25 protein-coding genes are annotated in these 23,558 nt (G+C 31.4%); 10 read left to right on the top strand and 15 right to left on the bottom strand.

Annotated elements, in window-relative coordinates; genetic code table 11:
* Positions 1 to 15: 15 nt before the first annotated feature.
* From PP176A_RS15160 to rpmH, 15 genes are all read right to left on the bottom strand, one after another.
* Positions 16 to 1,809 (bottom strand): NADH-quinone oxidoreductase subunit NuoF, encoded by a 1,794-nt coding sequence (locus PP176A_RS15160; RefSeq protein WP_071141318.1) that lies wholly within the window; start codon positions 1,807 to 1,809, stop codon positions 16 to 18.
* A 43-nt stretch (positions 1,810 to 1,852) separates the two neighbouring features.
* Positions 1,853 to 2,221 carry a (2Fe-2S) ferredoxin domain-containing protein gene (locus PP176A_RS15155; protein WP_071141317.1) on the bottom strand — a complete coding sequence of 123 codons (369 nt, stop codon included), beginning with the start codon at positions 2,219 to 2,221 and terminating at the stop codon, positions 1,853 to 1,855.
* Between the two features lie 16 nt (positions 2,222 to 2,237).
* Entirely contained in the window at positions 2,238 to 2,723 is a 486-nt protein-coding gene (locus PP176A_RS15150) for an NADH-quinone oxidoreductase subunit NuoE family protein (RefSeq protein WP_071141316.1), read from the bottom strand.
* 224 nt (positions 2,724 to 2,947) lie between these two features.
* The gene (locus PP176A_RS15145) at positions 2,948 to 3,844 is read right to left on the bottom strand and encodes a PhzF family phenazine biosynthesis protein (RefSeq protein ID WP_071141315.1); all 897 of its coding nucleotides are present in this window, start codon (positions 3,842 to 3,844) and stop codon (positions 2,948 to 2,950) included.
* A 57-nt stretch (positions 3,845 to 3,901) separates the two neighbouring features.
* Entirely contained in the window at positions 3,902 to 4,765 is an 864-nt protein-coding gene (locus PP176A_RS15140; RefSeq protein WP_071141314.1) for a ParB/RepB/Spo0J family partition protein, read from the bottom strand.
* A 1-nt stretch (position 4,766) separates the two neighbouring features.
* Positions 4,767 to 5,540 carry a ParA family protein gene (locus PP176A_RS15135; protein ID WP_071141313.1) on the bottom strand — a complete coding sequence of 258 codons (774 nt, stop codon included), beginning with the start codon at positions 5,538 to 5,540 and terminating at the stop codon, positions 4,767 to 4,769.
* Between the two features lie 103 nt (positions 5,541 to 5,643).
* Positions 5,644 to 6,435 (bottom strand): nucleoid occlusion protein, encoded by a 792-nt coding sequence (noc, locus tag PP176A_RS15130; RefSeq protein ID WP_071141312.1) that lies wholly within the window; start codon positions 6,433 to 6,435, stop codon positions 5,644 to 5,646.
* Positions 6,436 to 6,540: 105 nt separating this feature from the next.
* Positions 6,541 to 7,257 (bottom strand): 16S rRNA (guanine(527)-N(7))-methyltransferase RsmG, encoded by a 717-nt coding sequence (gene rsmG / locus PP176A_RS15125; RefSeq protein ID WP_071141311.1) that lies wholly within the window; start codon positions 7,255 to 7,257, stop codon positions 6,541 to 6,543.
* Entirely contained in the window at positions 7,250 to 9,163 is a 1,914-nt protein-coding gene (mnmG, locus tag PP176A_RS15120) for a tRNA uridine-5-carboxymethylaminomethyl(34) synthesis enzyme MnmG (protein ID WP_071141310.1), read from the bottom strand. The genes rsmG and mnmG overlap by 8 nt, the downstream gene beginning before the upstream one ends.
* 27 nt (positions 9,164 to 9,190) lie before the next feature.
* Positions 9,191 to 10,570, bottom strand: coding sequence for a tRNA uridine-5-carboxymethylaminomethyl(34) synthesis GTPase MnmE (mnmE, locus tag PP176A_RS15115; RefSeq protein WP_071141309.1), 1,380 nt, complete (start codon positions 10,568 to 10,570; stop codon positions 9,191 to 9,193).
* 49 nt (positions 10,571 to 10,619) lie between these two features.
* Entirely contained in the window at positions 10,620 to 11,246 is a 627-nt protein-coding gene (gene jag / locus PP176A_RS15110; protein WP_071141308.1) for an RNA-binding cell elongation regulator Jag/EloR, read from the bottom strand.
* Position 11,247: 1 nt separating this feature from the next.
* The gene (locus PP176A_RS15105) at positions 11,248 to 11,961 is read right to left on the bottom strand and encodes a YidC/Oxa1 family membrane protein insertase (protein ID WP_071141307.1); all 714 of its coding nucleotides are present in this window, start codon (positions 11,959 to 11,961) and stop codon (positions 11,248 to 11,250) included.
* 14 nt (positions 11,962 to 11,975) lie between these two features.
* Positions 11,976 to 12,191: a membrane protein insertion efficiency factor YidD gene (gene yidD / locus PP176A_RS15100; RefSeq protein WP_071141306.1), complete on the bottom strand. Its 216-nt coding sequence runs from the start codon at positions 12,189 to 12,191 to the stop codon at positions 11,976 to 11,978.
* 16 nt (positions 12,192 to 12,207) lie between these two features.
* Entirely contained in the window at positions 12,208 to 12,540 is a 333-nt protein-coding gene (rnpA, locus tag PP176A_RS15095) for a ribonuclease P protein component (protein ID WP_071141305.1), read from the bottom strand.
* A 53-nt stretch (positions 12,541 to 12,593) separates the two neighbouring features.
* Positions 12,594 to 12,728 (bottom strand): 50S ribosomal protein L34, encoded by a 135-nt coding sequence (gene rpmH / locus PP176A_RS15090; protein ID WP_071141304.1) that lies wholly within the window; start codon positions 12,726 to 12,728, stop codon positions 12,594 to 12,596.
* A 559-nt stretch (positions 12,729 to 13,287) separates the two neighbouring features.
* Here rpmH and dnaA point away from each other — a divergent pair.
* The 10 genes from dnaA to PP176A_RS15040 form a co-directional block, all read left to right on the top strand.
* Entirely contained in the window at positions 13,288 to 14,625 is a 1,338-nt protein-coding gene (gene dnaA / locus PP176A_RS15085) for a chromosomal replication initiator protein DnaA (protein WP_071141303.1), read from the top strand.
* Between the two features lie 226 nt (positions 14,626 to 14,851).
* The gene (gene dnaN, locus PP176A_RS15080; protein WP_071141302.1) at positions 14,852 to 15,958 is read left to right on the top strand and encodes a DNA polymerase III subunit beta; all 1,107 of its coding nucleotides are present in this window, start codon (positions 14,852 to 14,854) and stop codon (positions 15,956 to 15,958) included.
* A 17-nt stretch (positions 15,959 to 15,975) separates the two neighbouring features.
* A complete protein-coding gene (locus tag PP176A_RS15075) occupies positions 15,976 to 16,185 on the top strand; it encodes an RNA-binding S4 domain-containing protein (RefSeq protein ID WP_071141301.1) in 210 nt (69 codons plus the stop codon).
* A complete protein-coding gene (recF, locus tag PP176A_RS15070; RefSeq protein ID WP_234958964.1) occupies positions 16,166 to 17,320 on the top strand; it encodes a DNA replication/repair protein RecF in 1,155 nt (384 codons plus the stop codon). The genes PP176A_RS15075 and recF overlap by 20 nt, the downstream gene beginning before the upstream one ends.
* Positions 17,321 to 17,334: 14 nt before the next feature.
* On the top strand, positions 17,335 to 17,628 hold the full coding sequence (locus tag PP176A_RS15065) for an extracellular matrix/biofilm biosynthesis regulator RemA family protein (protein ID WP_071141300.1): 294 nt from the start codon (positions 17,335 to 17,337) through the stop codon (positions 17,626 to 17,628).
* Between the two features lie 30 nt (positions 17,629 to 17,658).
* On the top strand, positions 17,659 to 19,566 hold the full coding sequence (gene gyrB / locus PP176A_RS15060) for a DNA topoisomerase (ATP-hydrolyzing) subunit B (RefSeq protein WP_071141327.1): 1,908 nt from the start codon (positions 17,659 to 17,661) through the stop codon (positions 19,564 to 19,566).
* Between the two features lie 16 nt (positions 19,567 to 19,582).
* The gene (gyrA, locus tag PP176A_RS15055; protein WP_071141299.1) at positions 19,583 to 22,006 is read left to right on the top strand and encodes a DNA gyrase subunit A; all 2,424 of its coding nucleotides are present in this window, start codon (positions 19,583 to 19,585) and stop codon (positions 22,004 to 22,006) included.
* 71 nt (positions 22,007 to 22,077) lie between these two features.
* Positions 22,078 to 22,395, top strand: a complete 318-nt coding sequence (locus tag PP176A_RS15050) for an STAS domain-containing protein (protein WP_071141298.1) — start codon at positions 22,078 to 22,080, stop codon at positions 22,393 to 22,395.
* 5 nt (positions 22,396 to 22,400) lie between these two features.
* Positions 22,401 to 22,772 carry an ATP-binding protein gene (locus PP176A_RS15045; RefSeq protein WP_071141297.1) on the top strand — a complete coding sequence of 124 codons (372 nt, stop codon included), beginning with the start codon at positions 22,401 to 22,403 and terminating at the stop codon, positions 22,770 to 22,772.
* Positions 22,769 to 23,558: SigB/SigF/SigG family RNA polymerase sigma factor (locus PP176A_RS15040; RefSeq protein ID WP_071141296.1), on the top strand; the 790-nt coding region annotated here is incomplete at its 3' end. The genes PP176A_RS15045 and PP176A_RS15040, both read left to right, overlap by 4 nt.

Genomic DNA, 23,558 nt, shown 5'->3' with positions numbered 1-23,558 from the left:
GCACCTCTTTTCTACTTATTTTTTGATAATAGCGTTAAATGGACATCTTTCAATACAAGCACCACATTTAATGCATTTTTCCTTATCAATATGATGAGGTTTAGCCTTTGCGCCTGAAATAGCACTTGCAGGACAATTTCTGGCACATAGTCCACATCCCTTACATTTTTCCTCAACTATAACAAAGCTCAATAACTTTCTGCAATTTCCTGCAGGACAAGTTTTTTCAAATATATGGCTTTCATATTCATTCCTAAAATATTTTAAAGTGGAAATAATCGGATTTGATGCCGTTTGCCCTAATCCGCATAAAGCCGAATCAGTAATTACCTTTGAAAGTTCTTCCAACTTTTCAATATCACCAGGTTCTCCCTTCCCTGACGTTATTCTGTCAAGTATTTCTGACATCCTTTTAGTTCCTATTCTGCATGGGGTACATTTTCCGCAGGATTCTTCAACAGTAAAATCCAAGAAAAATTTAGCAATATCAACCATACAATTATCTTCATCCATTACTATCATTCCGCCGGAACCCATTATAGATCCTAATCTTGATAGGGATTCAAAATCTACCGGTGTATCCAAATATTCCTTAGGTATACATCCTCCAGAAGGACCTCCCGTTTGAACCGCTTTAAATTCCTTTCCATTAGGAATTCCTCCGCCTATATCAAATATTATTTCCCTTAAAGTTGTTCCCATAGGTATCTCAACAAGCCCTGTATTAACAATTTTTCCTCCTAAAGCAAATACCTTTGTGCCAGGAGATTTTTCCGTTCCAATACTCCTGAACCATTCTGGGCCTTTCTGAAATATAATAGGAATATTAGCAAAAGTTTCAACATTATTTAAAACCGTTGGTTGTTGCCATAATCCCTTATGAGCAGTTCTTGGGGGCTTATTTCTCGGCATTCCTCTTCTTCCTTCAATGGATTCCATTAAAGCGCTGGCTTCTCCGCAAACAAATGCTCCCGCTCCCAGTCTTAATTCAATGTCAAAGCTAAAATCTGTCCCAAAGATGTTTTTCCCAAGAACTCCATACTCTTTTGCTTGATCAATAGCGGTTTGAAGTCTCTGAACTGCTATAGGGTATTCTGCCCTTACATAAATAAACCCTTGATCCGATCCCACAGCATATCCTGCCAATGCCATAGCTTCCAATACCGAATGAGGATCTCCTTCAAGAATGCTTCTGTCCATAAATGCTCCCGGATCTCCTTCATCAGCATTACATACTATATATTTTTTATCTGATTTATACTTATAAGCTTCTTCCCATTTGCGGCCTGTAGGAAATCCGGCCCCACCTCTTCCTCTTAAGCCTGAATCCTTTACGACCTGAATTACTTCCAATGGAGTCATTTCCGTAACCGCTTTAGCAAGAGCCTGATATCCGTTATAAGCAATATATTCCTCAATATTCTCTGGATCTATTACTCCGCAGTTTCTTAAAGCTACCCTCGTTTGTTTTTTATAAAAATTAACGTCATTAACTGACTTAATATTATTTTCTTCCTGAACTTCTTTATACAACAGTCTTTTTACCGGTCTGCCCTTAAAAAAATGTTCTTCAACAATTTCATCAACATCGCTTACTTTTACATGATTGTAAAATATTCCTTCCGGATATACCACCATATTAGGTCCTGACTCACAAAGACCAAAACAACCGGTTTTTATAACCTTAATTTCCTTATCTAACTCTTTTTCTTTAATTTTTTCTTCCATTCTTTCTATAATCTTATCCGAATTAGATGAATGACACCCTGTACCTCCACAAACTAACACATGAGCTCTATATAAATTCATGTCCTTTCTTTCCTCCTTTTCAATAAGCTATTCCATAGAATATTTATTTTTGATAAGCACCTATAGTATACTCATTTACAACGTTTCCATTGACTATATGCTCCAATACAACTCTTCTAGCCTTAGTTGCAGTCATATCAACATAAGTTACCTTTTCCTTCCCCGGTTCATATACTTCTACTATAGGCTCTAATCTGCAAAGCCCTATACATCCCGTTTGACTAACTGTAACATGTTCCAATTTTCTTTTATTTACTTCTTCCAATAAGGCTGTAAGGACCGGCCTTGCTCCAGCTGAAATTCCACAGGTTGCCATTCCAACAACAACTCTTATACCTTGACTTTCTTTCCTCAAATTCATTTTTCCCAAGGCATCTTCTCTAATCTTGTTTAATTCTTCAATAGTCTTCATCTAATCTACCTCCACATTATCTATACTTATTAATTATACCTTCAACATCATTTGGAGTTAGTTTTCCATAAACTTCTCCATTAATGGTCATTACAGGCGCTAACCCACACGCGCCTAAACATCTTGTTGCCTGGAGAGAAAATTTTCTGTCTTCAGTGGTCTGCCCAACGTCTATATGAAGAATTCCTTTTACCTTGTCCAAAATGTTCTGAGACCCTTTTACATAACAGGCAGTACCCAAACAAACCCCAATTTTATTTTCTCCTTTGGGTATTAACGAAAATTGAGAATAAAATGTAGCTACTCCATATACTTCAGATAGTGGCACATTTAGTTTTTCAGAAATCATATTCTGAATTTCAATGGGAAGATAATCAAAAAGACCTTCTGCTTTTTGAAGAGCAGGCATTACGGCTCCTTTAGTATCTTTAAGTTTCTCCAAAAATGCAGAAAATTCTTCTACTTTCTCCTTGTTAGCTTCCCAATCAAATTTAAATCCCATTTTATGTCCTCCCTTGTTATTTTTTTAACTTTATTGATCATACACCATCGTTTATTCATATGATGGAATTATTATACTTTTAAATGTCCTCAAAAAAATTATAATGAAAATTATAATATAGTATCCATATATAATAGCCAATTATTATTTTAACAGATTTATTTGTTTTTGTATATATAAGTTTGTTAAGATTCTGTCTAAATTAGAAGACAAAAAAATAAATTTTACATGCAAAATATTCCTTCTAATACTATCCTTGCTCTCCCTCCGACTTTTACTATATAACCTTCATCAGTTTCATCAATTGTACAATTTATATAGCTTGGTCTGTTCAATATTTCTCCTTGATAGGAAATCATTTCATTTCCCTTCAAATATCCGTTTTTCTTTAAAAAGTAAATAAGAGCGCCGTTAGAAGTTCCTGTTGCAGCTTCTTCATCTATTCCCACATAGGGAGCAAAATTTCTCGTATATACTATTTCTAAATCTTTATCTGGAAGAAAAAAAGCATGTACTCCCGTAATTTTTAATTTTCGGGACAAATCAGATAATCTTTTCATATCTACATCCAAATTATCTAATATGTCTTTTCTTTTAATTGGAAGCATGATATCCGGAAGACCTGTAGATATTATTTCCGGACTCACAAACTTATCTTCTATTCCGATATCGTCTTCTGTAATATTTAAAGCATCTATTAATTCTTCTATATCTGTGATCGTTCCTATAGTTGTCGGCATTGACTGGGTCATCATAACTCTTTCTACTTTTCCTTGATTATAATATATTTCTACAGGTAAAATTCCCGCTTTGGTTTTTTGAAATATCCTCAATTTGCCATTTGTAATAGGCCTTATATATCCTTTTTCTGCAAGGGTAAAAAAAGAACCAATCGTAGCATGTCCACACAAATCAACTTCACATAAAGGAGTAAAAAACCTGACTTCAAAATTATTTTCGTCTATTGGAATTATGAAAGCAGTTTCTGAAAGATTCATTTCTCTTGCAATTTTTTCCATGTTCTCTTCTGTTAAATCTTTTGCATCCGGGACAACACCTGCTGGATTACCGCCAAAAGTATCTTTTGTAAAGGCATCTACCTGATATATGTTTATTTCCATTTAGATCTCTCCTCAATATAATATTTATGTATCCAGCAAAATGTTTCACGTGAAACATTAATTTTTAATAATAATATCCATTATTCTTTCAAAGTCTTCTGGGCTATAATATTCTATCTCGATCTTTCCTTTATTCTTTCCATGCTTAATAACTACTTTTGTACCTAATTTTTTCATAAATTTATCTCTGGCTTCTGAAATAAAAGGATCTTCTTTATTTGATTTTTTTACACTATTTTTTTTGTTTTTAACAGTATTAACAATATTCTCCGTTTCTCTGACATTCAATTTCTTTTCTATAATATTTTTAGCTATCTCATTTTGAATTTTTTTATCTTCAATAGAAAGAAGTGCCCTTCCATGGCCGGAAGAAATTTTGCCATCAGAAATCGATAATAATATATCGCTATCTAAATTTAAAAGTCTCAAAGAATTAGTGATATATGGTCTGCTTTTCCCTACTGCAACTGATAACTCTTCTTGAGTGATATTATAATTATCAATAAGTCCTTTGAAAGCAATGGCTTCTTCTACAGGATTAAGATTTTCTCTCTGTAAATTCTCTATTAAAGATAACTTCATTCCTTCAAATTCTTCTACATTTTTAACAATGCAGGGAATTTTTTTAATGGAAGCCATCTTTGCCGCTTTCCATCTTCTTTCTCCGGCAATTATTTCATATCCCTTATCAATTTTTCTAACTATGATAGGCTGAATAACTCCATAATTTTGTATCGATTCTTTCAATTCCTCCAAAGCATCTTTGTCGAAATTCTTCCTTGGTTGTTCTTTATTTGGTTTAATCAAATCAATATCTAAATCCACTATATTATTTTTATCTTCCTCTAAAACATCTTCAAAGGGTTCATCAGGAATTAAAGCCGATAGCCCTTTCCCAAGTCCTCTTTTTTTAGTACTCATATTAAAACTCCTCCTCAATCCAAGATAAGAACTCTTCAGCTAACTCTTGGTAAGCTTCTGCTCCCTTAGATTTTAAATCATAATCTAAAACTGAAATCCCATAACTGGGCGCTTCAGCCAGTCGAACATTTCTCGGAATAACCGTGGAATAGACTTTTCCTCTAAAATACTTTTTCACCTCATCCACGACCTGTATAGAAAGGTTTGTCCTACCATCAAACATACTTAAAATTACACCTTGTATTTCCAATTCAGGATTTAAACTCTTTTTAACAAGTTTAATTGTATCAACTAATTGACTTACCCCCTCTAAGGCGTAATACTCACATTGAATGGGAATAATAACACTATTGGAAGCAGTCAAAGCATTTATGCTTAACAAGCCCAAAGAAGGCGGGCAGTCAATAAACATAAAATCATAAGTATTATTAAATTGAAGAATAGTTTTTTTAAGAATCAGCTCTCTTTCTTCAATTTTTATCATTTCAATTTCCGCTCCGGCTAATTCTACATTTGCTGGTGCTAATGATACTCCTTGAGCACTCGTATCAACAATTATGTCCGCCATAGGAACTCCATTAATAAAAACATCATAAATGGAATACTTTAAATCTTTTTTATTTACTCCTAATCCACTGGTAGAATTACCTTGAGGATCAACATCTATCAATAAAATTTTTTTATTTAATTTTCCTAAGGCCGCACACAAATTAATGACCGTAGTTGTTTTTCCCACTCCACCTTTTTGATTAAACACAGAGACTATCTTAGACATACTTTCAACTCCAATTTGAATTACTTTATATTTTCAATATATATTATATAATAAAAAAAAAACTTAGCAAACTATTACTTCGCTAAGTAAAAAAACTTTGAATTTATTTTTTGGGTATTCTAACCGTTACTTCCAAATATTCGCCCATATCTTTCTCTGTGTATTTAGCATTTACTCCACTATTCTTAATTGCGTTATAAGCATTTTTAATGGTATTTAAATATATTCTTACATTTATAAGACTTTTAATATTTTGTTTTTTTTCAGATTCAACCTTTGTCAGATCATTTAATATATCGTCTATTAATTTTTCAGTTTTCTTAACGGTAAAGTCACTTTTAATTATTTTTTCAAGAGTCTTCCTTCTATATTCGTCATCGGGAAGTCTTAAGAGTGCTCTGGCATGTCTTTCAGTCAAATTATTTTCCAAAAGTTCCTTTTTTATGTCATCAGGAAGTTTAAGTATTCTTAACTTGTTAGCAATTGTAGACTGGTTTCTTCCCAACTTTTCAGCAAGTTCCTGCTGAGTAAAGTTATGGTCTTTAATTAAGTTATTATATCCTTCCGCCTCTTCAATGAAATTTAAATCTTCCCTCTGCAAATTTTCTATTAAAGCCACCATAGCCGAATCCTTGTCTTTATAGTTAACAATAATAGCAGGTATCTTTTCCAATTCAGCCATTTCAGAAGCCCTAAGTCTTCTTTCTCCGGCTATTAATTCATAGCTTTCATTACAAAGTTTTCTTACACTGATTGGTTGAATAAGTCCATAAGTTTTTATTGATTGACTCAGTTCTTCTAAAGCTCTTTTATTAAAATTTTTTCTGGGTTGATATGGATTTGGTTTTATAAACTTAATAGGTATAAACATAATTTCGCTTTGCATATTTTCCATTGTATATCCCTCTTCCCATTGGACTTTAATATCAATTAAATATTCTATAGAAGAGTATTTCTTCCTCCTTTTTTATAAAAATTTCGTTCATCAAATTATTCTTTTTTATAACGGATTTTTTTTAGGTTTGCCTGCGGGTCTAGGATATTTTGTCGATGTGTCCTTAATTTTCTCGATAATTATCAAACTATGGCAAATATCTATTTCGGGCAAAACAACAAATCTTTTTTCTTTAACTCTTCCTCCTAAAATTTTAATAGCATTCAACGAGTTATTCAATTCTTCATCTATGTTCGAACCCTTCATAGCAATAAAATACCCACTCTTTTTAACAAAAGGCAAGCAATATTCACTTAATATATTTAATGGCGCTACGGCCCTGGAAACAACTATATCAAATTTTTCTCTATACAGTTCATTTCTTCCGAATTCTTCAGCTCTCCCGTGAATTGCTTCTATCCCGCCTAACCCAAGCTTATCTATAATTTCTTTTAAAAAAATTATTCTTTTATTTAAACTATCCAAAAGAATCATATCTAATTGTTCTTTTATAATTTTTAAAGGTACCCCGGGGAACCCTCCTCCCGTACCTACATCAATCACTTTAACTTTAGTATCAAATAATCCTGTATTTAAAAGAGTAAGACTGTCTAAAAAATGCTTAATATCAATTTCCCTATCGTTCTTAATAGAAGTTATATTTATTCTCTGATTCCATTCTTTTAACAGTTCTTTATAAACCAAAAACTTTTTAATTTCATCTTCCTTAAAATTAATGTTAAGTTGTTTTCCTATATCAACCATTGTACTAACATCAGTCATTTTTCTCACTCCTGAAAGCTCTTCTAAGTTGTTCCAAATAAATAAGAAGTACATTAATATCCGATGGAGATACTCCTGATATTCTGCTGGCCTGCCCTACGGATTCCGGTCTTATATTGTTTAATTTTTGTTTTGCCTCATTGCTTAAGGATCTTATATTATTGTAGTCTAAATCTTCAGGGAGTTTTTTGCCTTCAAGCTTTTTAAATTGAGCAATTTGAGCCATTTGCTTTGCAATATATCCCTCATATTTAATTTGAATTTCCACTTCAATTCGTATTTCTCTTAAAAGTTCAGGCCTTTCAGGGTCGATGTCCTTCAGAATCTCATAATTAAGTTCCGGCCTTTTAATTAAATCATATATACTTGTTGGAGTCCTCAAAGGAGCACTGTTTAGGCCTTCCAAAAATTTATTTGTTTTTTCTGTGGGAGTTATGATAACATGCTTAAGCCTCAATATTTCGTTATTTGTTTCTTCCTTTTTATATAAGGTCTTTTCATATCTCTCTTTACTTGCAAGCCCTAATTTATACCCTTTTTCCGTAAGTCTCAAATCTGCATTATCCTGCCTTAAAGTTAATCTATACTCAGCTCTGGATGTCATCATTCTATAAGGCTCATTTGTTCCCTTGGTAACCAGATCATCAATTAATACTCCGATATAAGCTTCGGATCTATCTAATATAAAGGGTTCCTTTCCCTGAATATTGAGTGCTGCATTTATTCCGGCCATAATTCCTTGGGCAGCAGCCTCTTCATACCCGGAAGAGCCATTTATTTGACCTGCAAAAAATAAATTTTTTATTTTTTTGTGTTCCAAAGTTCTTTTCAATATTGTAGGATCAATACAATCGTATTCTATGGCATAAGCCGTTCTCATGAATTTAACATTTTTAAGGCCTATGACTGTTTTGTACATTTGAATTTGTACTTCTTCAGGTAATGTCGTGCTCATTCCCTGAACATAAACTTCCTTGGTATCCAATCCCTCCGGTTCAATAAATATCTGATGCTTATTTTTATCTGCAAATCTCACTACCTTATCTTCAATAGAGGGACAGTATCGTGGTCCGACTCCTTTTATTTCTCCTGCATACATAGGAGAACGATCTAAATTTTTTCTGATTATATCATGGGTTTTCTCTACAGTATAAGTTAAATAACAGGGTACCTGCTTTTTATCAAATTTTTTATCCATATTTAAAAAAGAAAAGGGAATTATTTCTTTATCCCCGGGTTGTACTTCCATTACGGAATAATCAATACTATCTCCATGAACTCTGGCCGGTGTACCGGTTTTAAATCTTCTTAACTTAATTCCGATTCTATTTAAAGCATCTGACAATAAATTTGAAGGAAACCATCCCATAGGCCCTCCCTCATAATTTACTTCTCCTATATAAATTCTTCCTTTTAAATATGTCCCTGTACATATTATAACCGCACTGCATCTATACACAGCTCCTGTTCTTGTAACTATTCCCTTAATACAATTATCTTCTGCAAGAATATCTACTACTTCTCCTTGTTTTAAGTCCAAATTATCTTCATTCTCCAAAGTTTTTTTCATTTCAATATGGTATTTATTTTTGTCTGCCTGAACTCTTAAAGAATGTACTGCAGGTCCTTTGGAAATATTGAGCATTCTACTTTGTATAAAGGTCTTATCTATATTTAAAGCCATCTCTCCCCCTAAAGCATCAATTTCTCGTACCAAATGTCCCTTTCCTGTTCCTCCGATGTTTGGATTACATGGCATAGCTGCCACGGCGTCAAGACTCATAGTTAAGATTAAAGTTTTCATACCCATTCTGGCAGAACTCAGTGCAGCTTCACAGCCTGCATGGCCTGCTCCGATTACAATTACATCATATTTTCCGGCCTCGAATCTTTTAATATCCTTCATTTCAAGAAAATTTTCCTCCCATCGTAACTATTTTCCTACGCAAAATTCACTAAATATCTTATCAAGAATATCCTCCGTAACTGTATCTCCTGAAATTTCCCCTAAATTAGTCCAACAATTTTTTAAATCAACTTCCAGACAATCTAAAGGAACTTTAGAAATAATACCTGTATATGCATCAGATATATTTTTTTTCGCATCTATAAGTTTTTTCTTATGTCTTATATTGGTTACCATAATGTCATTTTTAATTTTAACTTTTCCACCATAGAACATATCCTTGATGTTATTCTCTATATCTTGAATTCCTATTTTTTGTGAAATAATAGTAGGTATTATTTTCATTTCAGGAATCAGTTTCTTTAAATCTTCCATAGTAAGTTTACTATCCAAATCCATTTTATTTAACAGAGCAATTCCCTTCTTATCCTTAATCATATTGATTATTTCATAATCATCTTCTTCCAATTCCTTAGAAGAATCAAAAACAGCTATGGTCAAGTCTGCCGTTTCTAATAAATTTTTTGCCTTATCTACTCCGATTTTCTCTATGATATTTTCTGTATTTCTGATTCCCGCAGTATCAACTATTTTTAAGGGGATTCCATCTATGTTCATATATTCCTCAATTGTATCCCTGGTAGTACCTGGGATATCTGTTACAATAGCTCTGTTTTCTCTAAGCATAGAATTTAATAAAGAAGATTTCCCTACATTAGGTTTTCCAAGTATTACAACATTTAATCCCTCTCTTAATATTCTTCCTCTTTCGGAAGTGTTCAACAGATTATCTATTTCATCAAGTATCTTCTTAGATTTTAATTCAAGCTCATCGTAAGTAATTTCTTCAAAATCTTCTTCCGGGAAATCAATAGAAACTTCTACATGAGCAACCATCTCTGTTAATTCGTCCATTATTCTTTTAATTTCAGAGGATAATCCTCCTTCTAACTGATTTAAGGAAAGCTTACAGCTCAATTCGGTTTTCGATTTTATGATATCTATTACTGCTTCCGCTTGAGAAAGGTCCAATCTTCCGTTTAAAAATGCTCTTTTCGTGAATTCTCCCCTCTCCGCCATTACTGCTCCATTAGCCAAAAGAAGTTCCAATATCTTTCTTACAGAAATTATTCCGCCATGACAATATATTTCAACTATATCTTCTCTTGTATAAGTAAAGGGGGCTTTCATAAATACTATCAGAACTTCATCTACAAGGCTTCCGTCAGTAGGATCAAATATATGTCCATAAGTAATTTTTCTGTTTTCCGCATCTTTTAAATTCTTTGTTTTTTTACCTTCAAATATTTTACCTGCAATAGACAGAGAATCTTTTCCGCTCATCCTTACTATGCCTATCCCGGATTCTCCGACAGTTGTAGAAATGGCAGCTATAGTACTCTCCATAAAAACACCTACCTTTAAATAAATCAATAAAACCCAGTATATACTGGGTTTATTTAGCTTCTATTATAACTCTCCTGTAAGGTTCCTCCCCCTCAGAATGGGTACTGACCCCTTCCACATTTTGAAGAGCAGAATGAATAATTCTTCTTTCATAAGGGTTCATAGGCTCCAATCTTATAGAATCTTTAGTATATTGAACTTTTTGTGCCATTTTGTTAGCCAATCTTATTAAAGTCTCTTCTCTTTTCTTCCTGTAGCCCTTAGTATCAACCAGCACCTTTATATAATTTTCTCTTTTACGGTTAATAAACAAACTCAGCAAATATTGAATTGCATCCAGCGTATTCCCTCTTTTGCCAATTATTATTCCCATATCCGTACTGCTAATATCTGTTATATTAACATTTATATTTCGTCCTTTTCTTTCAGCTATACATTTTGCTTTAATATTCATTTTATTAAAAAGCATATTCATAAAATTTTCAATACTTTCTACGGGATCATTAGTTACAGTCACTTTTACTTTGGCGTCCTTGTTTCCAATAAAACCTAAAAATCCTTTACTCGGCTCTGTTAATATTTCAATTTGAACGTCCTCCTTATCGGAATCCAATTCTTCAAGAGCATCCTTAACTGCATCATCTACAGTTTTTGAAACTTTCAATACGGATCTCATATTATTTTAATTCCCCCTTAGCTTTATCCAAAGACCGTTTAGATATTAACTGCTGAATTATCTGGAATATATTACTTACTACCCAATATAACCCAAGGCCTGCTGAAAAGGATCTTGCAAACCAAAACAACATAAGGGGAAGAAAAATATTCATTGTCCGTTGAGTAGATTTAGTTTGAGGATCAGCAGCAGCTTGATTAGGCGTAGTAACAGATTGAAAATAAGTCGTTAAACCAACTATTAAAGGCGTTCCCCACAAGAAGGGATCCGGCTGTTCCAAATTTTTAATCCATAAAAAATTCTTGCTTAAAGCATCGTAGAAAGCCTTATCCTTAAAAACATACTGAACGGGATCCCTCATAACAGCAAAAAAAGCAAACAATATTACCATTTGGACTATAAGCGGTAAGCAAGAAGATGCAGGATTTACTTTGTTTTCCTTATACAACTGCGCTAATTTAGCAGATTGAGTCTGTGGATCATTTTTATATTTATTTTGAATTTCTTTCATTTTCGGATTCAAGTCATTCATTTTCTTCATTGATCTATTCATACTAATAGCGATTGGAAGCAATAAAAATTTAAATATAATGGTAGTAATTATTATTGTCAATGCATAGAAAGACATGGATTTAGGTTCATTTCCAATTTTCTCTACCATTTCAAATACGAACCTCATAAGAGCACCCAATGGTGCTGCAAAAATCTTTGACATTAATTAACCCCCTATCATTTAAGTGGATCATAGCCACCTGGATTAAAAGGATTGCATCTTAGTATTCTATAAACACTCAATATAGTTCCTTTAAAAAAACCATATTTTTCATAGGCTTCAATGGAATATTGAGAACAAGTAGGATAAAATCTACAATGACGTCCAACTAATATATATCTGGAAATAAATTTTTGATAAAACCTTATCAATATTATTGCCAACTTTTTCATTTTTTTCACCTATTCTTCATAATAAATGAGTAATTTTGAAAAGATGAAGCATTGCACTTTCAATTTGCTGGTAATTTGAATTTCTGGAATTTATTTTGGGTATAAAAATTAAATCATACCCTTCCTTTATTTTTAATCGATTAACCCTATAGCTTTCCTTCATTCTTCTTCTCACTTTATTCCTAATTACACTATTTCCAATCTTTTTCGTAACAGCAAATCCTACTCTATTATAATCCAAATTATTCTTAGATATATACATTACCAGCAATCTATTTCCATAGCTTTTTCCATTTTCATATACATTTTTAAACTGAATTTTGCTCCTTAAAGTACAAACTTTATCCATTACAATGCTCCTTAAAACTTACATTTAATAAAAAGGCCACTTAAAATTGCGGCCTATGCTGACAATACTTTCCTGCCCTTTCTTCTTCTCCTTCTTAAAACTTCTCTACCTTGTCTTGTACTCATTCTTTTTATAAATCCATGTTCTCTGCTTCTCTGTCTTTTTTTAGGCTGATATGTTCTTTTCACAAAATACACCCCCTTCAATAACAATTCACTATATAAAAATAGCTAATTTTCATATTAAAAAACACAAATACTACTATTGATTATAGTTGTATGAATAATTAATGTCAAGATTTTTAAAATACTTATATCCACAAGTAATAATACAATTATTTATAAAACTTGTGGATAATTTTATTGATAATGTTTTTTTTTTTTGATATTATATAATAAAAGTGGATAAGTTTTTTCATAATATATTTATTTAGACTTATACACAGACTGTGTATAAGTTGTGCATAATTTTTGATTTTATTACTAAAAAATTTGTTTAAACCTTTTAAATCAACAGTTTTTATCCACATATGAATATTATATTTTTCTGTGGATATTTTTATTTTATTATTACAATTTTTTTTATTTACAATCTGTTATTATTTTATCCACATCTATAACAAAATATATATTATATTCAATTTTCAAAAAAACTGTGGATAAAGTTGTTGATAACTTTACATTTTTGTTATAATTATTTATTTTTTTGTCTATAATCTTTAATAAATACCATTTAGGAGGAAGTAAAATGGACTCTAATTTAGAAACTATTTGGAACGAAGCAATGGACCTAATAAAAATAGAACTATCGGAGGTAAGCTATAATACATGGTTTAAAACAATAGAACCTATATCGATGGATGATAATAATATAATACTTGCCGCTCCAAACGAGTTTACAAAGGGAATACTTGACGGAAGATATCTTAATTTAATTAAAAACGCTATATCCCAAATAACAAAACAAAATTATCATATAATTATTACTATTCCTGAAGATGAAATTAAATTAAATGTAGGACAAACTAAGGCCGTGGAAAACGGTGAAAACATTTCCAGATCTCAGCTAAACCCCAAATACACCTTTGATAGCTTTGTTATAGGAAATAGTAACCGTTTTGCTCATGCAGCATCCTTAGCTGTAGCGGAAGCACCTGCTCAAGCTTACAATCCACTGTTTATATATGGAGGAGTAGGTCTTGGAAAAACTCATCTTATGCATGCAATTGGCCACTACATACTTAATCAAAATTCTAAAACAAAGGTAGTATATGTATCATCAGAAAAATTCACAAACGAACTTATAAACTCCATAAGAGATGATAAAAATGATGCATTTAGAAATAGATACAGAAACGTTGATGTATTACTCATTGACGATATACAATTTATAGCTGGAAAGGAAAGAACTCAAGAGGAATTTTTCCATACTTTTAATGCTCTTCATGACGCAAATAAACAGATAATAATATCCAGCGATAGACCTCCAAAGGAAATACCTACTCTTGAAGACAGATTAAGATCAAGATTCGAATGGGGCCTTATTGCAGATATCCAACCACCTGACTTGGAAACAAGAATTGCTATACTTAAAAAGAAGGCAAAAGTCGAAAATTTAAGTATAGAAAATGATGTTCTTCTTTATATTGCTACAAAAATTCAATCTAATATAAGAGAATTAGAAGGAGCACTTATTAAAATAGTAGCTTATTCATCCTTAACAAAAAAAGAAATAACCGTAGATTTAGCAGAAGAAGCCTTGAAAGATATTATTTCATCTTCTAAGCCAAAAGAAATAACTGTAAATTTAATTAAAGAAGTTGTCGCCAAAAACTTTAATATCAAGTCAGAAGATTTTAATTCCAAAAAAAGAACCAGAGCAATTGCTTATCCAAGACAAGTCGCAATGTATTTATGCAGAGAATTAACGGATCTCTCCCTTCCGAAAATAGGAGATGAATTTGGCGGAAGAGATCATACTACCGTTATACATGCTTATGAAAAAATATCTTCAAATTTAAAATCAAATAGTACATTCAATAAAAAGATAGAAAATGTTATTAAAGAGATACAAGGGGATAATTAACAAAATCCTGTTGATAAACTGTTGATATAATATAATTAATTTCTTCAAAAATTTTTGTTGATAATTTTAGAATTCATTCATCTTTTATTCACATGTTATTAAATATTCAATTTATTTAAATATAACGATATATCCACTTATCAACATACTAACAGCCCCTACTACTATTACTACTAATAATATATCCTTCAATCTATCTTAAAAAATAAAAGGAGGTCATTTTCAATTGAAAATCAATATAGAACAATCAATTTTGAATAAATATGTAAATATTGTTCAAAGGGGTACTTCTCTTAGAACAAGTCTACCCATACTTGAAGGAATACTTTTAGAGGCAAAAAATGGAAAATTGAAGCTTACAAGTACGGATTTAGAGATAGGAATTGAGACATTTATAAAATGTAGCGTTGAAGAAGAAGGATCAATAGTTATAAATTCAAGAATATTTGGAGATATAATAAGAAAACTTCCTAACGATAAAATATATATATCAACAATAGAAAATAAAATATGTATCAAATGTGGAAGTGCAGAATTTAATATTATAGGAAATTCATCTTTAGAATATCCGGAATTACCTACGATAACAGATAATTTTTCGATAAAAATTTCTGCGGATTTATTTAAATCTGCTATAAGACAAACCATATTTGCTACGGCTCAAGATGAAACAAGGCCTATACTTACAGGAATATTATTTGAAGTTACAAAAGATAAGGCTTCATTTGTAGCGTTAGACGGATATAGGCTTGCATTGAGAAATATTTTAGTAAAATCTCCTCAGGACGTAAAAATTGTAGTACCATCAAAAACTTTAAATGAGCTCAGTAAAATACTTGAAGATGAAGAATCCAGTTTAACGATAACATTAACTTCAAGTCATATAGTATTCAATCTAGGAGAAACATTAGTATATTCGAGGCTATTAGAGGGTCAATATTTAAATTATAAAGATATAATAAGAAAAGAACATAAAACTCAAGTAATTGTAAACAGAAAATTATTCCAAGACGGATTGGAGAGAGCTTCCCTTTTAGCAAAGGAGGAAAAAACAAATCTTATTAAAATAAACATATTGGATGGTAAAATGGTAATTAAATCAAATTCAGAAATAGGAAGTGTTTATGAAGAAGTTCCTATCGAAAATAAAGGGGAAGATTTAAATATCGCTTTTAATTCAAAATATATTATAGATGGAATTAAGGCAATAGATGCTGATAAAATTCAACTGAATTTTATGGGGAGTCTAAATCCCTGTATCATAAATCCAATAGATGATTCGGAATATACTTATTTAGTTCTTCCTGTAAGACTTGCAAAAGAAGATTATTAATTGGAGGAATATAGAAGATGAAAGAAGTAACAATAGATACTGAATATATAAAGTTGAGTCAAATTTTAAAACTTGCTGGAATAGTACAAACAGGAGGGCAAAGTAAAATATTGATTAGTTCCGGTAAAATTGAAGTAAATGGAGAGACTGTAAAAGAAAGAGGCAAGAAGATAAGAAAGGGAGATAAAATTAAAATAGAAGGTATAGATGAATTTGTTGTGGTATAATTATAAAGGTTTATCTAAGGAGTGGCTCTATTTGTATGTAGAAAGTATTAGAATTATAAATTTTAGAAATTATGAAAATTTAAATATCAAATTATCAAAGAATATAAATATATTTGTGGGTAAAAATGCCCAAGGAAAAACCAATCTTTTAGAATCCATATATTTCTGTGCTGTGGGAAAGTCATTCAGGACAAATAAAGATAAAGATATGATAAATTTTAACAGTGACAAATCTTATATAGGAATCAATATTAAGGAAAGAAATATAGATAAGCTGATAGAAATAAAGTTAGAAAGAAATGCTCCTAAAAAGATGAGAATTAATGGAATAGAATTGGGAAAAAATAAAGAATTGAACAGTGGATTAAATGTAGTGGTTTTTTCTCCGGATGATTTAAAAATAATAAAAGAAGGGCCTCAGGAAAGAAGAAATTTTTTGGATTTGGAAATTTCTCAGTTAAAGCCTTTATATAGATATAACTTGAATAGATATAATAAAATATTGTTTCAAAGAAATAACCTGCTCCGATTTATGAAATATAAGGAGAAGAACAGAGAAGTTCTTGAAACATTTAATATTCAATTAATAAAAACAGGATCTCAAATTATATTGGAAAGAAAAAAGTTTATTGATAGTCTATCTTCTATATCTAAAAGAATCCATGGTAATTTAACTTTTAATGAAGAAAAATTGGATTTCAATTATGTTACAAATGTAACCGAAAATGTAAATGATTTAAGAGATCTGGAAAGAGATTTTTTTGATAAATTAAATAGAAATATTGATACTGATATATTGAAAGGTTCTACAGAGATAGGTCCCCACCGAGATGATATAGAAATAATTATTAATGATTTTAATTCTAAACAATTTGCATCTCAGGGACAGCAAAGGACAGCCATATTATCTATAAAACTTGCAGAGGTGGAATTAATTGAAAATGAAAAAAGATATAAACCAGTTCTTCTTTTGGATGACGTATTATCTGAATTAGACGAAGATAGAAGAAGATATTTGATAAAATCATTTTCAGGTTTGCAGACAATAATTACTTCCGCAGATGTAATAAGGCTTAAAGAAATTGATAATTTAGATAAAAAGACATTTTATATAGAAAAGGGAAAGGTTATGTAAAAGGAGTAGATATTATGTTTCTTCATATAGGAAAAAGCTATTCGATACCAATAGACGATATTGTAGCAATAATGGATGTTAATTCATTGTTAAATTCTAAGGATTCAAAATCTTATTTAAAAAAAATGAAGGAGAAAGGATTGCTCTTTATTACAAACTCTGATGAAAGAAATATAAAGACCATTATTTTGACATCGCGAATAGAAAAAAATAATAAAAAAGGGAAAGTGATCAAAAACCTAATTTATACATCAGAGATTTCTTCTTCTACTTTATTAAAAAGAAATAGTCTTATATCAAGAATTTAACATATTAGAATCAGGAGGGAAATGAAGAATATGGAAAATAACGAAAGAAAATATACTGCAAAGGATATACAAGTCCTTACTGGATTAGAGCCTGTTAGAAAAAGACCGGGAATGTATATTGGTTCCACAGGGCTTAGAGGACTCCATCAATTGATATATGAAGTAGTTGATAATAGTATAGATGAAGCTTTAGCAGGAGCTTGCGATACTATTTTGGTAACCATAAATGAGGATAATTCTGTAATCGTTGAAGATAATGGAGGCGGCATACCTGTAGAAACACATCCTCAAACAGGAAAATCTACTGTGGAGACGGTTCTTACAATTCTTCATGCAGGAGGTAAATTTAACAACAGTGCTTATAAGGTTTCTGGCGGACTTCATGGAGTTGGTGTTTCTGTTGTAAATGCACTTTCGGAATATCTTGAGGCAAGAATTAAAAGGAATAATAAAATTTACAGACAAAAATTCAGCAGAGGAATTCCTACTACGGAACTTGAAGTAATAGGCGAATGTGAAGGGACAGGAACTACCATTATATTCAAACCCGATAAAGAAATATTCGAAGATATTAATTTTGATTTTAATACTTTGGAATTTAGATTAAGAGAAGTATCTTTTCTGAATAAGGGAGTAAAAATAACATTAAATGATAAGAGAAATCAAAAGGAAGTAAAATTTCATTATGAAGGAGGACTTAAGTCCTTTGTAGAATATATAAATGAGAAAAAAACTCCCATACATGACAATATAATATATTTTGAAGATAAAAAAGAAAGTACGATAGTAGAATTAGCAATGCAGTATACTGAAGGATATTCAGAAAATATATTTACATTTGCAAATAACATAAATACACAAGAAGGAGGAAGCCATTTAGTAGGATTTAAGACCGCTATTACAAGAGTAGTAAATGATTATGCCAGAAAATACGGATATATAAAAGAAAAAGAGAATAATTTGACCGGAGAAGATGTAAGAGAAGGGTTAACAGCGGTCCTTTCGGTAAAACTAATGAATCCTCAGTTTGAAGGACAGACTAAGACAAAACTTGGTAATAGTGAGACCAGAAGCATAGTTGATAGTGTTGTGTCGGAACATTTAGAAAGATTCCTTGAAGAAAACCCCAAAGAAGGGAAGGTAATAATAGAAAAATCTTTAAGAGCATCTCGGGCAAGAGAAGCTGCAAGAAAGGCAAGGGAACTTACTCGTAAAAAAAGTATATTGGACAATACAACTCTCCCAGGAAAATTGGCGGATTGTCAAGAAAGTGATTTAAATGTTACGGAGATATTCATAGTTGAGGGAGACTCTGCAGGTGGAAGTGCTAAGCAGGGAAGAGACAGAAAATATCAGGCCATTCTTCCTTTAAGAGGAAAGATAATGAATGTAGAGAAGTCAAGACTTGATAAGATATTAGGGTATGAAGAAATTAAAGCAATGATTACTGCATTTGGCTGTGGAATAGGTAATGAGTTTAATATGGAAAAGCTAAGATATGGAAAAGTTATAATTATGACAGATGCCGATGTGGACGGAGCCCATATAAGAACGTTGCTTTTGACGTTTTTTTTCAGGTATATGAGACCTTTAATAGACTTTGGGCATGTATATATTGCACAGCCTCCTCTATATAAAGTTTCTAAAGGAAAAACGGATCATTATGCTTATAGTGATATTGAACTAAGCAATATAATGAATGAAATCGGAAGAGATAAAAATTATCCTATTCAGAGATACAAAGGTTTGGGAGAAATGAACCCCGAGCAGCTTTGGGATACAACAATGAATCCTGATACAAGAATAATACTTAAGGCTTCTATCGAAGATGCGGAAGAAGCAGATAAAATATTTACAACATTAATGGGAGATAAGGTTAAGCCAAGATATGATTTTATACAAAGAAATGCTAAGAACGTAAAGAATTTAGATATATAGTTTTAAGGAGGATAAAATGGATAAGGAAAACAGTAAAGTTATAACAGTAAAAATTGAAGAAGAAATGAAAAAATCATATTTAGATTACGCTATGAGTGTTATAGTTTCAAGAGCACTTCCTGATGTAAGAGATGGGCTGAAACCTGTTCATAGAAGAATATTATATGCTATGAACGAATTAGGATTGTCTCCTGAAAAGCAATATAGAAAATCAGCGAGAGTAGTAGGAGATGTTTTAGGTAAATATCATCCTCATTCAGATACGGCTGTATATGACGCTATGGTAAGACTTGCTCAAGATTTTAATACAAGGTACCCTTTAGTTGACGGTCATGGAAATTTTGGTTCTGTTGATGGTGACAGTCCTGCAGCTATGCGTTATACAGAAGTTAAAATGACAAAGCTTGCTATGGAAATGCTTAGGGATATAAATAAGGAAACGGTTGATTTTACTTTTAATTTTGATGAAACGCTTAAGGAACCGACAGTTCTTCCAAGTAGATTCCCAAACTTATTGGTAAATGGTTCTTCAGGAATAGCTGTAGGCATGGCTACAAGTATACCTCCTCATAATCTGGGAGAAGTGATAGATGCTATAATTATGACTATTGAAAATCCTGATTTGGATATTGAGACTTTGATTAAGGTTATAAAAGGCCCTGATTTTCCGACAGGTGCTATGATAATGGGAAAGGAAGGAATAAAGTCTGCTTACAGAACGGGAAGAGGAAGAGTAACTGTTCGTGCTAAAACAGAAATAGAAGAATTCGGAAAGGGAAGGAACAAAATAGTAGTTACAGAGCTTCCATATCAAGTAAATAAAGCAAATTTGATTGAAAAAATAGCTGAGTATGTAAGAGAGAAAAAAATCGAGGGAATATCTGATTTAAGGGATGAAAGCGACAGAGAAGGAATGAGAATGGTTATCGAGCTAAAGAGGGACGCAAATCCTAATATAGTGTTAAATAATCTTTTTAAACATACTCAATTACAAAATACATTTTCTATAATAATGCTTGCATTGGTAAATAATGAACCTAAAATTTTAAATTTGAAAGAGATACTCGGGTATTATTTGAATTATCAGAAGGAGATAATAGTCAAAAGGACTCAATATGACTTGAAAAAGGCAGAGGAAAGAGCTCATATACTTGAAGGATTGAAAATAGCCCTTGACCACATAGACGAAGTTATATCTATTATCAGAAGTTCTAAGGATGATAATATTGCAAAAGAAAGACTTATGAAAAGTTTTGGACTTTCTCAAATTCAGTCTCAGTCTATTTTGGATATGAGATTAAAAAGGCTTACCGGTTTGGAGAGAGAAAAAATTGATGAAGAATATGAAGAACTGATAAAAGAAATAAATAAGTTTAAAGAAATTATTGCTAACGAAAGACTTGTATATGAAATCATCAAGAATGAACTTCTTGAAATTAAAGCTAAATATGGTGATCCGAGAAGAACAAAGATAATGCCGTCATCGGATGAAATAGATATTGAGGATATGATAGAAGATGAAGATGTAGTAATAACTCTTACCCATAATGGATATATAAAGAGAATTCCACAGGATACTTATAAGGCTCAAAAGAGAGGAGGAAGAGGGATTACCGGCATTACGACAAAAGAGGAGGACTTTGTTGAACATCTTTTTATTACTTCTACTCATGATACAATATTATTTTTTACTAATGAAGGAAGGGTATATTCTTTAAAGGCTTATGAAATTCCAGAAGGTAAAAGGCAAGGTAAGGGTGCCGCAATTATTAACCTTTTGAATTTGAACGGAAAAGAAAAGGTTAATGCAATAATACCAATAAAGGAATATGAACCCTCAAGTTATTTAGTATTTATGACAAAGAAAGGAATAGTAAAAAGGACTAAATTTTATCAATTTGAAAATATAAGGAAAAACGGATTAATAGCTATAAACCTTAGAGACGGTGATGAGTTGATAAATGTAAGGAAGACTAACGGAAATGATGAATTAATAGCCATTACTTCTGAAGGAATGTCGATTAGGTTTCCTGAATCCGATGTGAGGGAAATGGGAAGAAACTCCATGGGAGTGATAGGAGTCAGACTGTCAGAAAATGATCATGTTGTCTCTATGGATATGGTGGAAAATGACAAGTTTCTTTTAATTGTAAGTGAATTTGGATTTGGAAAGATAACACCTTTAAGTGAATATAGGACTCAATCAAGGGCAGGAAAGGGAATTAAGACATATAATATAAAGACTAAAACTGGAAAAGTTGTTTCAGCTAAAGTAGTAGATAAAAGTGATGAGATAATGATGATTTCTCTTTCGGGAATTATTATAAGATTGAATGTAAACGGAATATCGGAAATGGGAAGAAACACCCAGGGAGTAACATTAATGAAAATTGAGAATGAAGATAGAGTTGTAGCAGTAGCCAAATATGTAGAAGAATAATTATACTTTACATTATGATTTTTTTAAGATAAAATTAAACTACATTAATTCTAAAGAGGGAGGGATACTTTGTGGAATTAAACCTATATATCAAGTATGATGAAGGAAAAAAAATGTGGATTGTCAGTCCTGTAGGAGATGTGGATATTTATACATCTCCAAAATTAAAAGAGGTTTTAATTGATTCTTTTAATAAGCAGGAAGCAAATATACTGATAGATGGTGAAAAATTAGAGTATGTAGATAGTACTGGATTAGGAGTGTTAATAGGTATATTGAAAAGAGCGAGAGAAAAAGGATATGATGTTTATATCAAAAATATTAAGCCAAATATCAGAAAACTATTTGATATTACAGGATTGGACAAGGTATTTATAATTGAGGAGTGAAAAGTATGGATAAGGAAACGGTAGAACTTAGAGTTCCAAGTAAACCTGATTATGTCAGTGTTATAAGGTTAACAACCTCAGCAATAGCAAGTAATGCTGATTTAAATATAGATGATATAGATGATATAAAGGTGGCGATAGCAGAAGCATGTATAAATGCCTTAGATAAATCTGAAGAAATATATATTAAATATGAAATATTACAGGACAAATTAATTATATTTGTTAAAAATGTTTCAGAAAAAATTTCGGAGGATATTTCGGATAAGAAAGAAAGGGAACTTGGAATACTTATTATTAAATCTTTAATGGATGAAGTCGAGTTTACAGGAGATGGAGTAAAATTAATTAAAAATATAGAGGATGGTATTAAATGATTAATGATGGCTGCTGTGAACAAAAAAAACTTGAGAACTTGAAAGAAATAGATACAAAAACTTTATTTAATAAATTTAAACAAACTAAAGATTTGGAAATAAGAAATGAACTAATAGAAAGGCATCTTTATATTGCACAGATACTTTCAAAAAAATATGTTAACAGAGGAATAGAATATGATGATATTTATCAAGTAGCTTGTATTGGATTGATATATGCTATAGATAGGTATGACTTAGATAAAGGTTTTGAATTTTCAAGTTTTGCTACTCCGACAATTATTGGTGAAATAAAAAAATATTTCAGAGATAAGGGATGGGCTATTAGAGTTCCGAGAAGAATTCAAGAGCTTTCTAAAAAGATAAACAATTCCAAAGTTGTACTCAGCCAAAAACTCCAGAGATCCCCTACTGTAGAAGATATTGCAGATTATTTAAATATTAGTAAGGAAGAAGTATTGGAAGCCATGGAGGCAAGTAAGGTATATACCCCTCAATCTTTAGATATAACTTATGATTCCAATAGCGACGATAAAGATGTTAATTTATCCGAACTCATAGGAGAAGAAGATTTTTATTTTCGTAAGATTGAAAATAATGATTTTTTGATGAGAATTGTAGATAAGTTCAATAAAGTTGAAAAGAAGATATTTTTTGATAGGTATTTTAACAAAAAAACTCAAGTAGCAATAGCAGAAAGTCTTGGAATTTCCCAAATGACGGTATCAAGAGTAGAAAAAAAGATAATGGGAAAATTAAAGAAAGAGTTTCAAAAAACATTAGAAT

It is taken from the genome of Sporanaerobacter sp. PP17-6a, assembly GCF_900095615.1.
Lineage (GTDB): Bacteria > Bacillota > Clostridia > Tissierellales > Acidilutibacteraceae > Acidilutibacter > Acidilutibacter cellobiosedens.
This window is presented reverse-complemented; position numbering and strand designations above follow the sequence as displayed.

Bases quoted from the DNA above. Each gene is read 5' to 3' on its own strand.
- gyrA (WP_071141299.1), top strand. From the start codon at position 19,583: ATGGATAAGGAAAACAGTAAAGTTATAACAGTAAAAATTGAAGAAGAA.
- rsmG (WP_071141311.1), bottom strand. From the start codon at position 7,257: ATGACTGATGTTAGTACAATGGTTGATATAGGAAAACAACTTAACATT.
- mnmE (WP_071141309.1), bottom strand. From the start codon at position 10,570: ATGGAGAGTACTATAGCTGCCATTTCTACAACTGTCGGAGAATCCGGG.
- PP176A_RS15155 (WP_071141317.1), bottom strand. From the start codon at position 2,221: ATGAAGACTATTGAAGAATTAAACAAGATTAGAGAAGATGCCTTGGGA.
- jag (WP_071141308.1), bottom strand. From the start codon at position 11,246: ATGAGATCCGTATTGAAAGTTTCAAAAACTGTAGATGATGCAGTTAAG.
- PP176A_RS15105 (WP_071141307.1), bottom strand. From the start codon at position 11,961: ATGTCAAAGATTTTTGCAGCACCATTGGGTGCTCTTATGAGGTTCGTA.
- recF (WP_234958964.1), top strand. From the start codon at position 16,166: ATGAATTTGTTGTGGTATAATTATAAAGGTTTATCTAAGGAGTGGCTC.
- PP176A_RS15075 (WP_071141301.1), top strand. From the start codon at position 15,976: ATGAAAGAAGTAACAATAGATACTGAATATATAAAGTTGAGTCAAATT.
- PP176A_RS15135 (WP_071141313.1), bottom strand. From the start codon at position 5,540: ATGTCTAAGATAGTCTCTGTGTTTAATCAAAAAGGTGGAGTGGGAAAA.
- dnaA (WP_071141303.1), top strand. From the start codon at position 13,288: ATGGACTCTAATTTAGAAACTATTTGGAACGAAGCAATGGACCTAATA.
- rnpA (WP_071141305.1), bottom strand. From the start codon at position 12,540: ATGGATAAAGTTTGTACTTTAAGGAGCAAAATTCAGTTTAAAAATGTA.
- gyrB (WP_071141327.1), top strand. From the start codon at position 17,659: ATGGAAAATAACGAAAGAAAATATACTGCAAAGGATATACAAGTCCTT.
- noc (WP_071141312.1), bottom strand. From the start codon at position 6,435: ATGGAAAATATGCAAAGCGAAATTATGTTTATACCTATTAAGTTTATA.
- PP176A_RS15140 (WP_071141314.1), bottom strand. From the start codon at position 4,765: ATGAGTACTAAAAAAAGAGGACTTGGGAAAGGGCTATCGGCTTTAATT.
- PP176A_RS15065 (WP_071141300.1), top strand. From the start codon at position 17,335: ATGTTTCTTCATATAGGAAAAAGCTATTCGATACCAATAGACGATATT.
- PP176A_RS15145 (WP_071141315.1), bottom strand. From the start codon at position 3,844: ATGGAAATAAACATATATCAGGTAGATGCCTTTACAAAAGATACTTTT.
- PP176A_RS15045 (WP_071141297.1), top strand. From the start codon at position 22,401: ATGGATAAGGAAACGGTAGAACTTAGAGTTCCAAGTAAACCTGATTAT.
- PP176A_RS15160 (WP_071141318.1), bottom strand. From the start codon at position 1,809: ATGAATTTATATAGAGCTCATGTGTTAGTTTGTGGAGGTACAGGGTGT.
- mnmG (WP_071141310.1), bottom strand. From the start codon at position 9,163: ATGAAGGATATTAAAAGATTCGAGGCCGGAAAATATGATGTAATTGTA.
- PP176A_RS15150 (WP_071141316.1), bottom strand. From the start codon at position 2,723: ATGGGATTTAAATTTGATTGGGAAGCTAACAAGGAGAAAGTAGAAGAA.
- yidD (WP_071141306.1), bottom strand. From the start codon at position 12,191: ATGAAAAAGTTGGCAATAATATTGATAAGGTTTTATCAAAAATTTATT.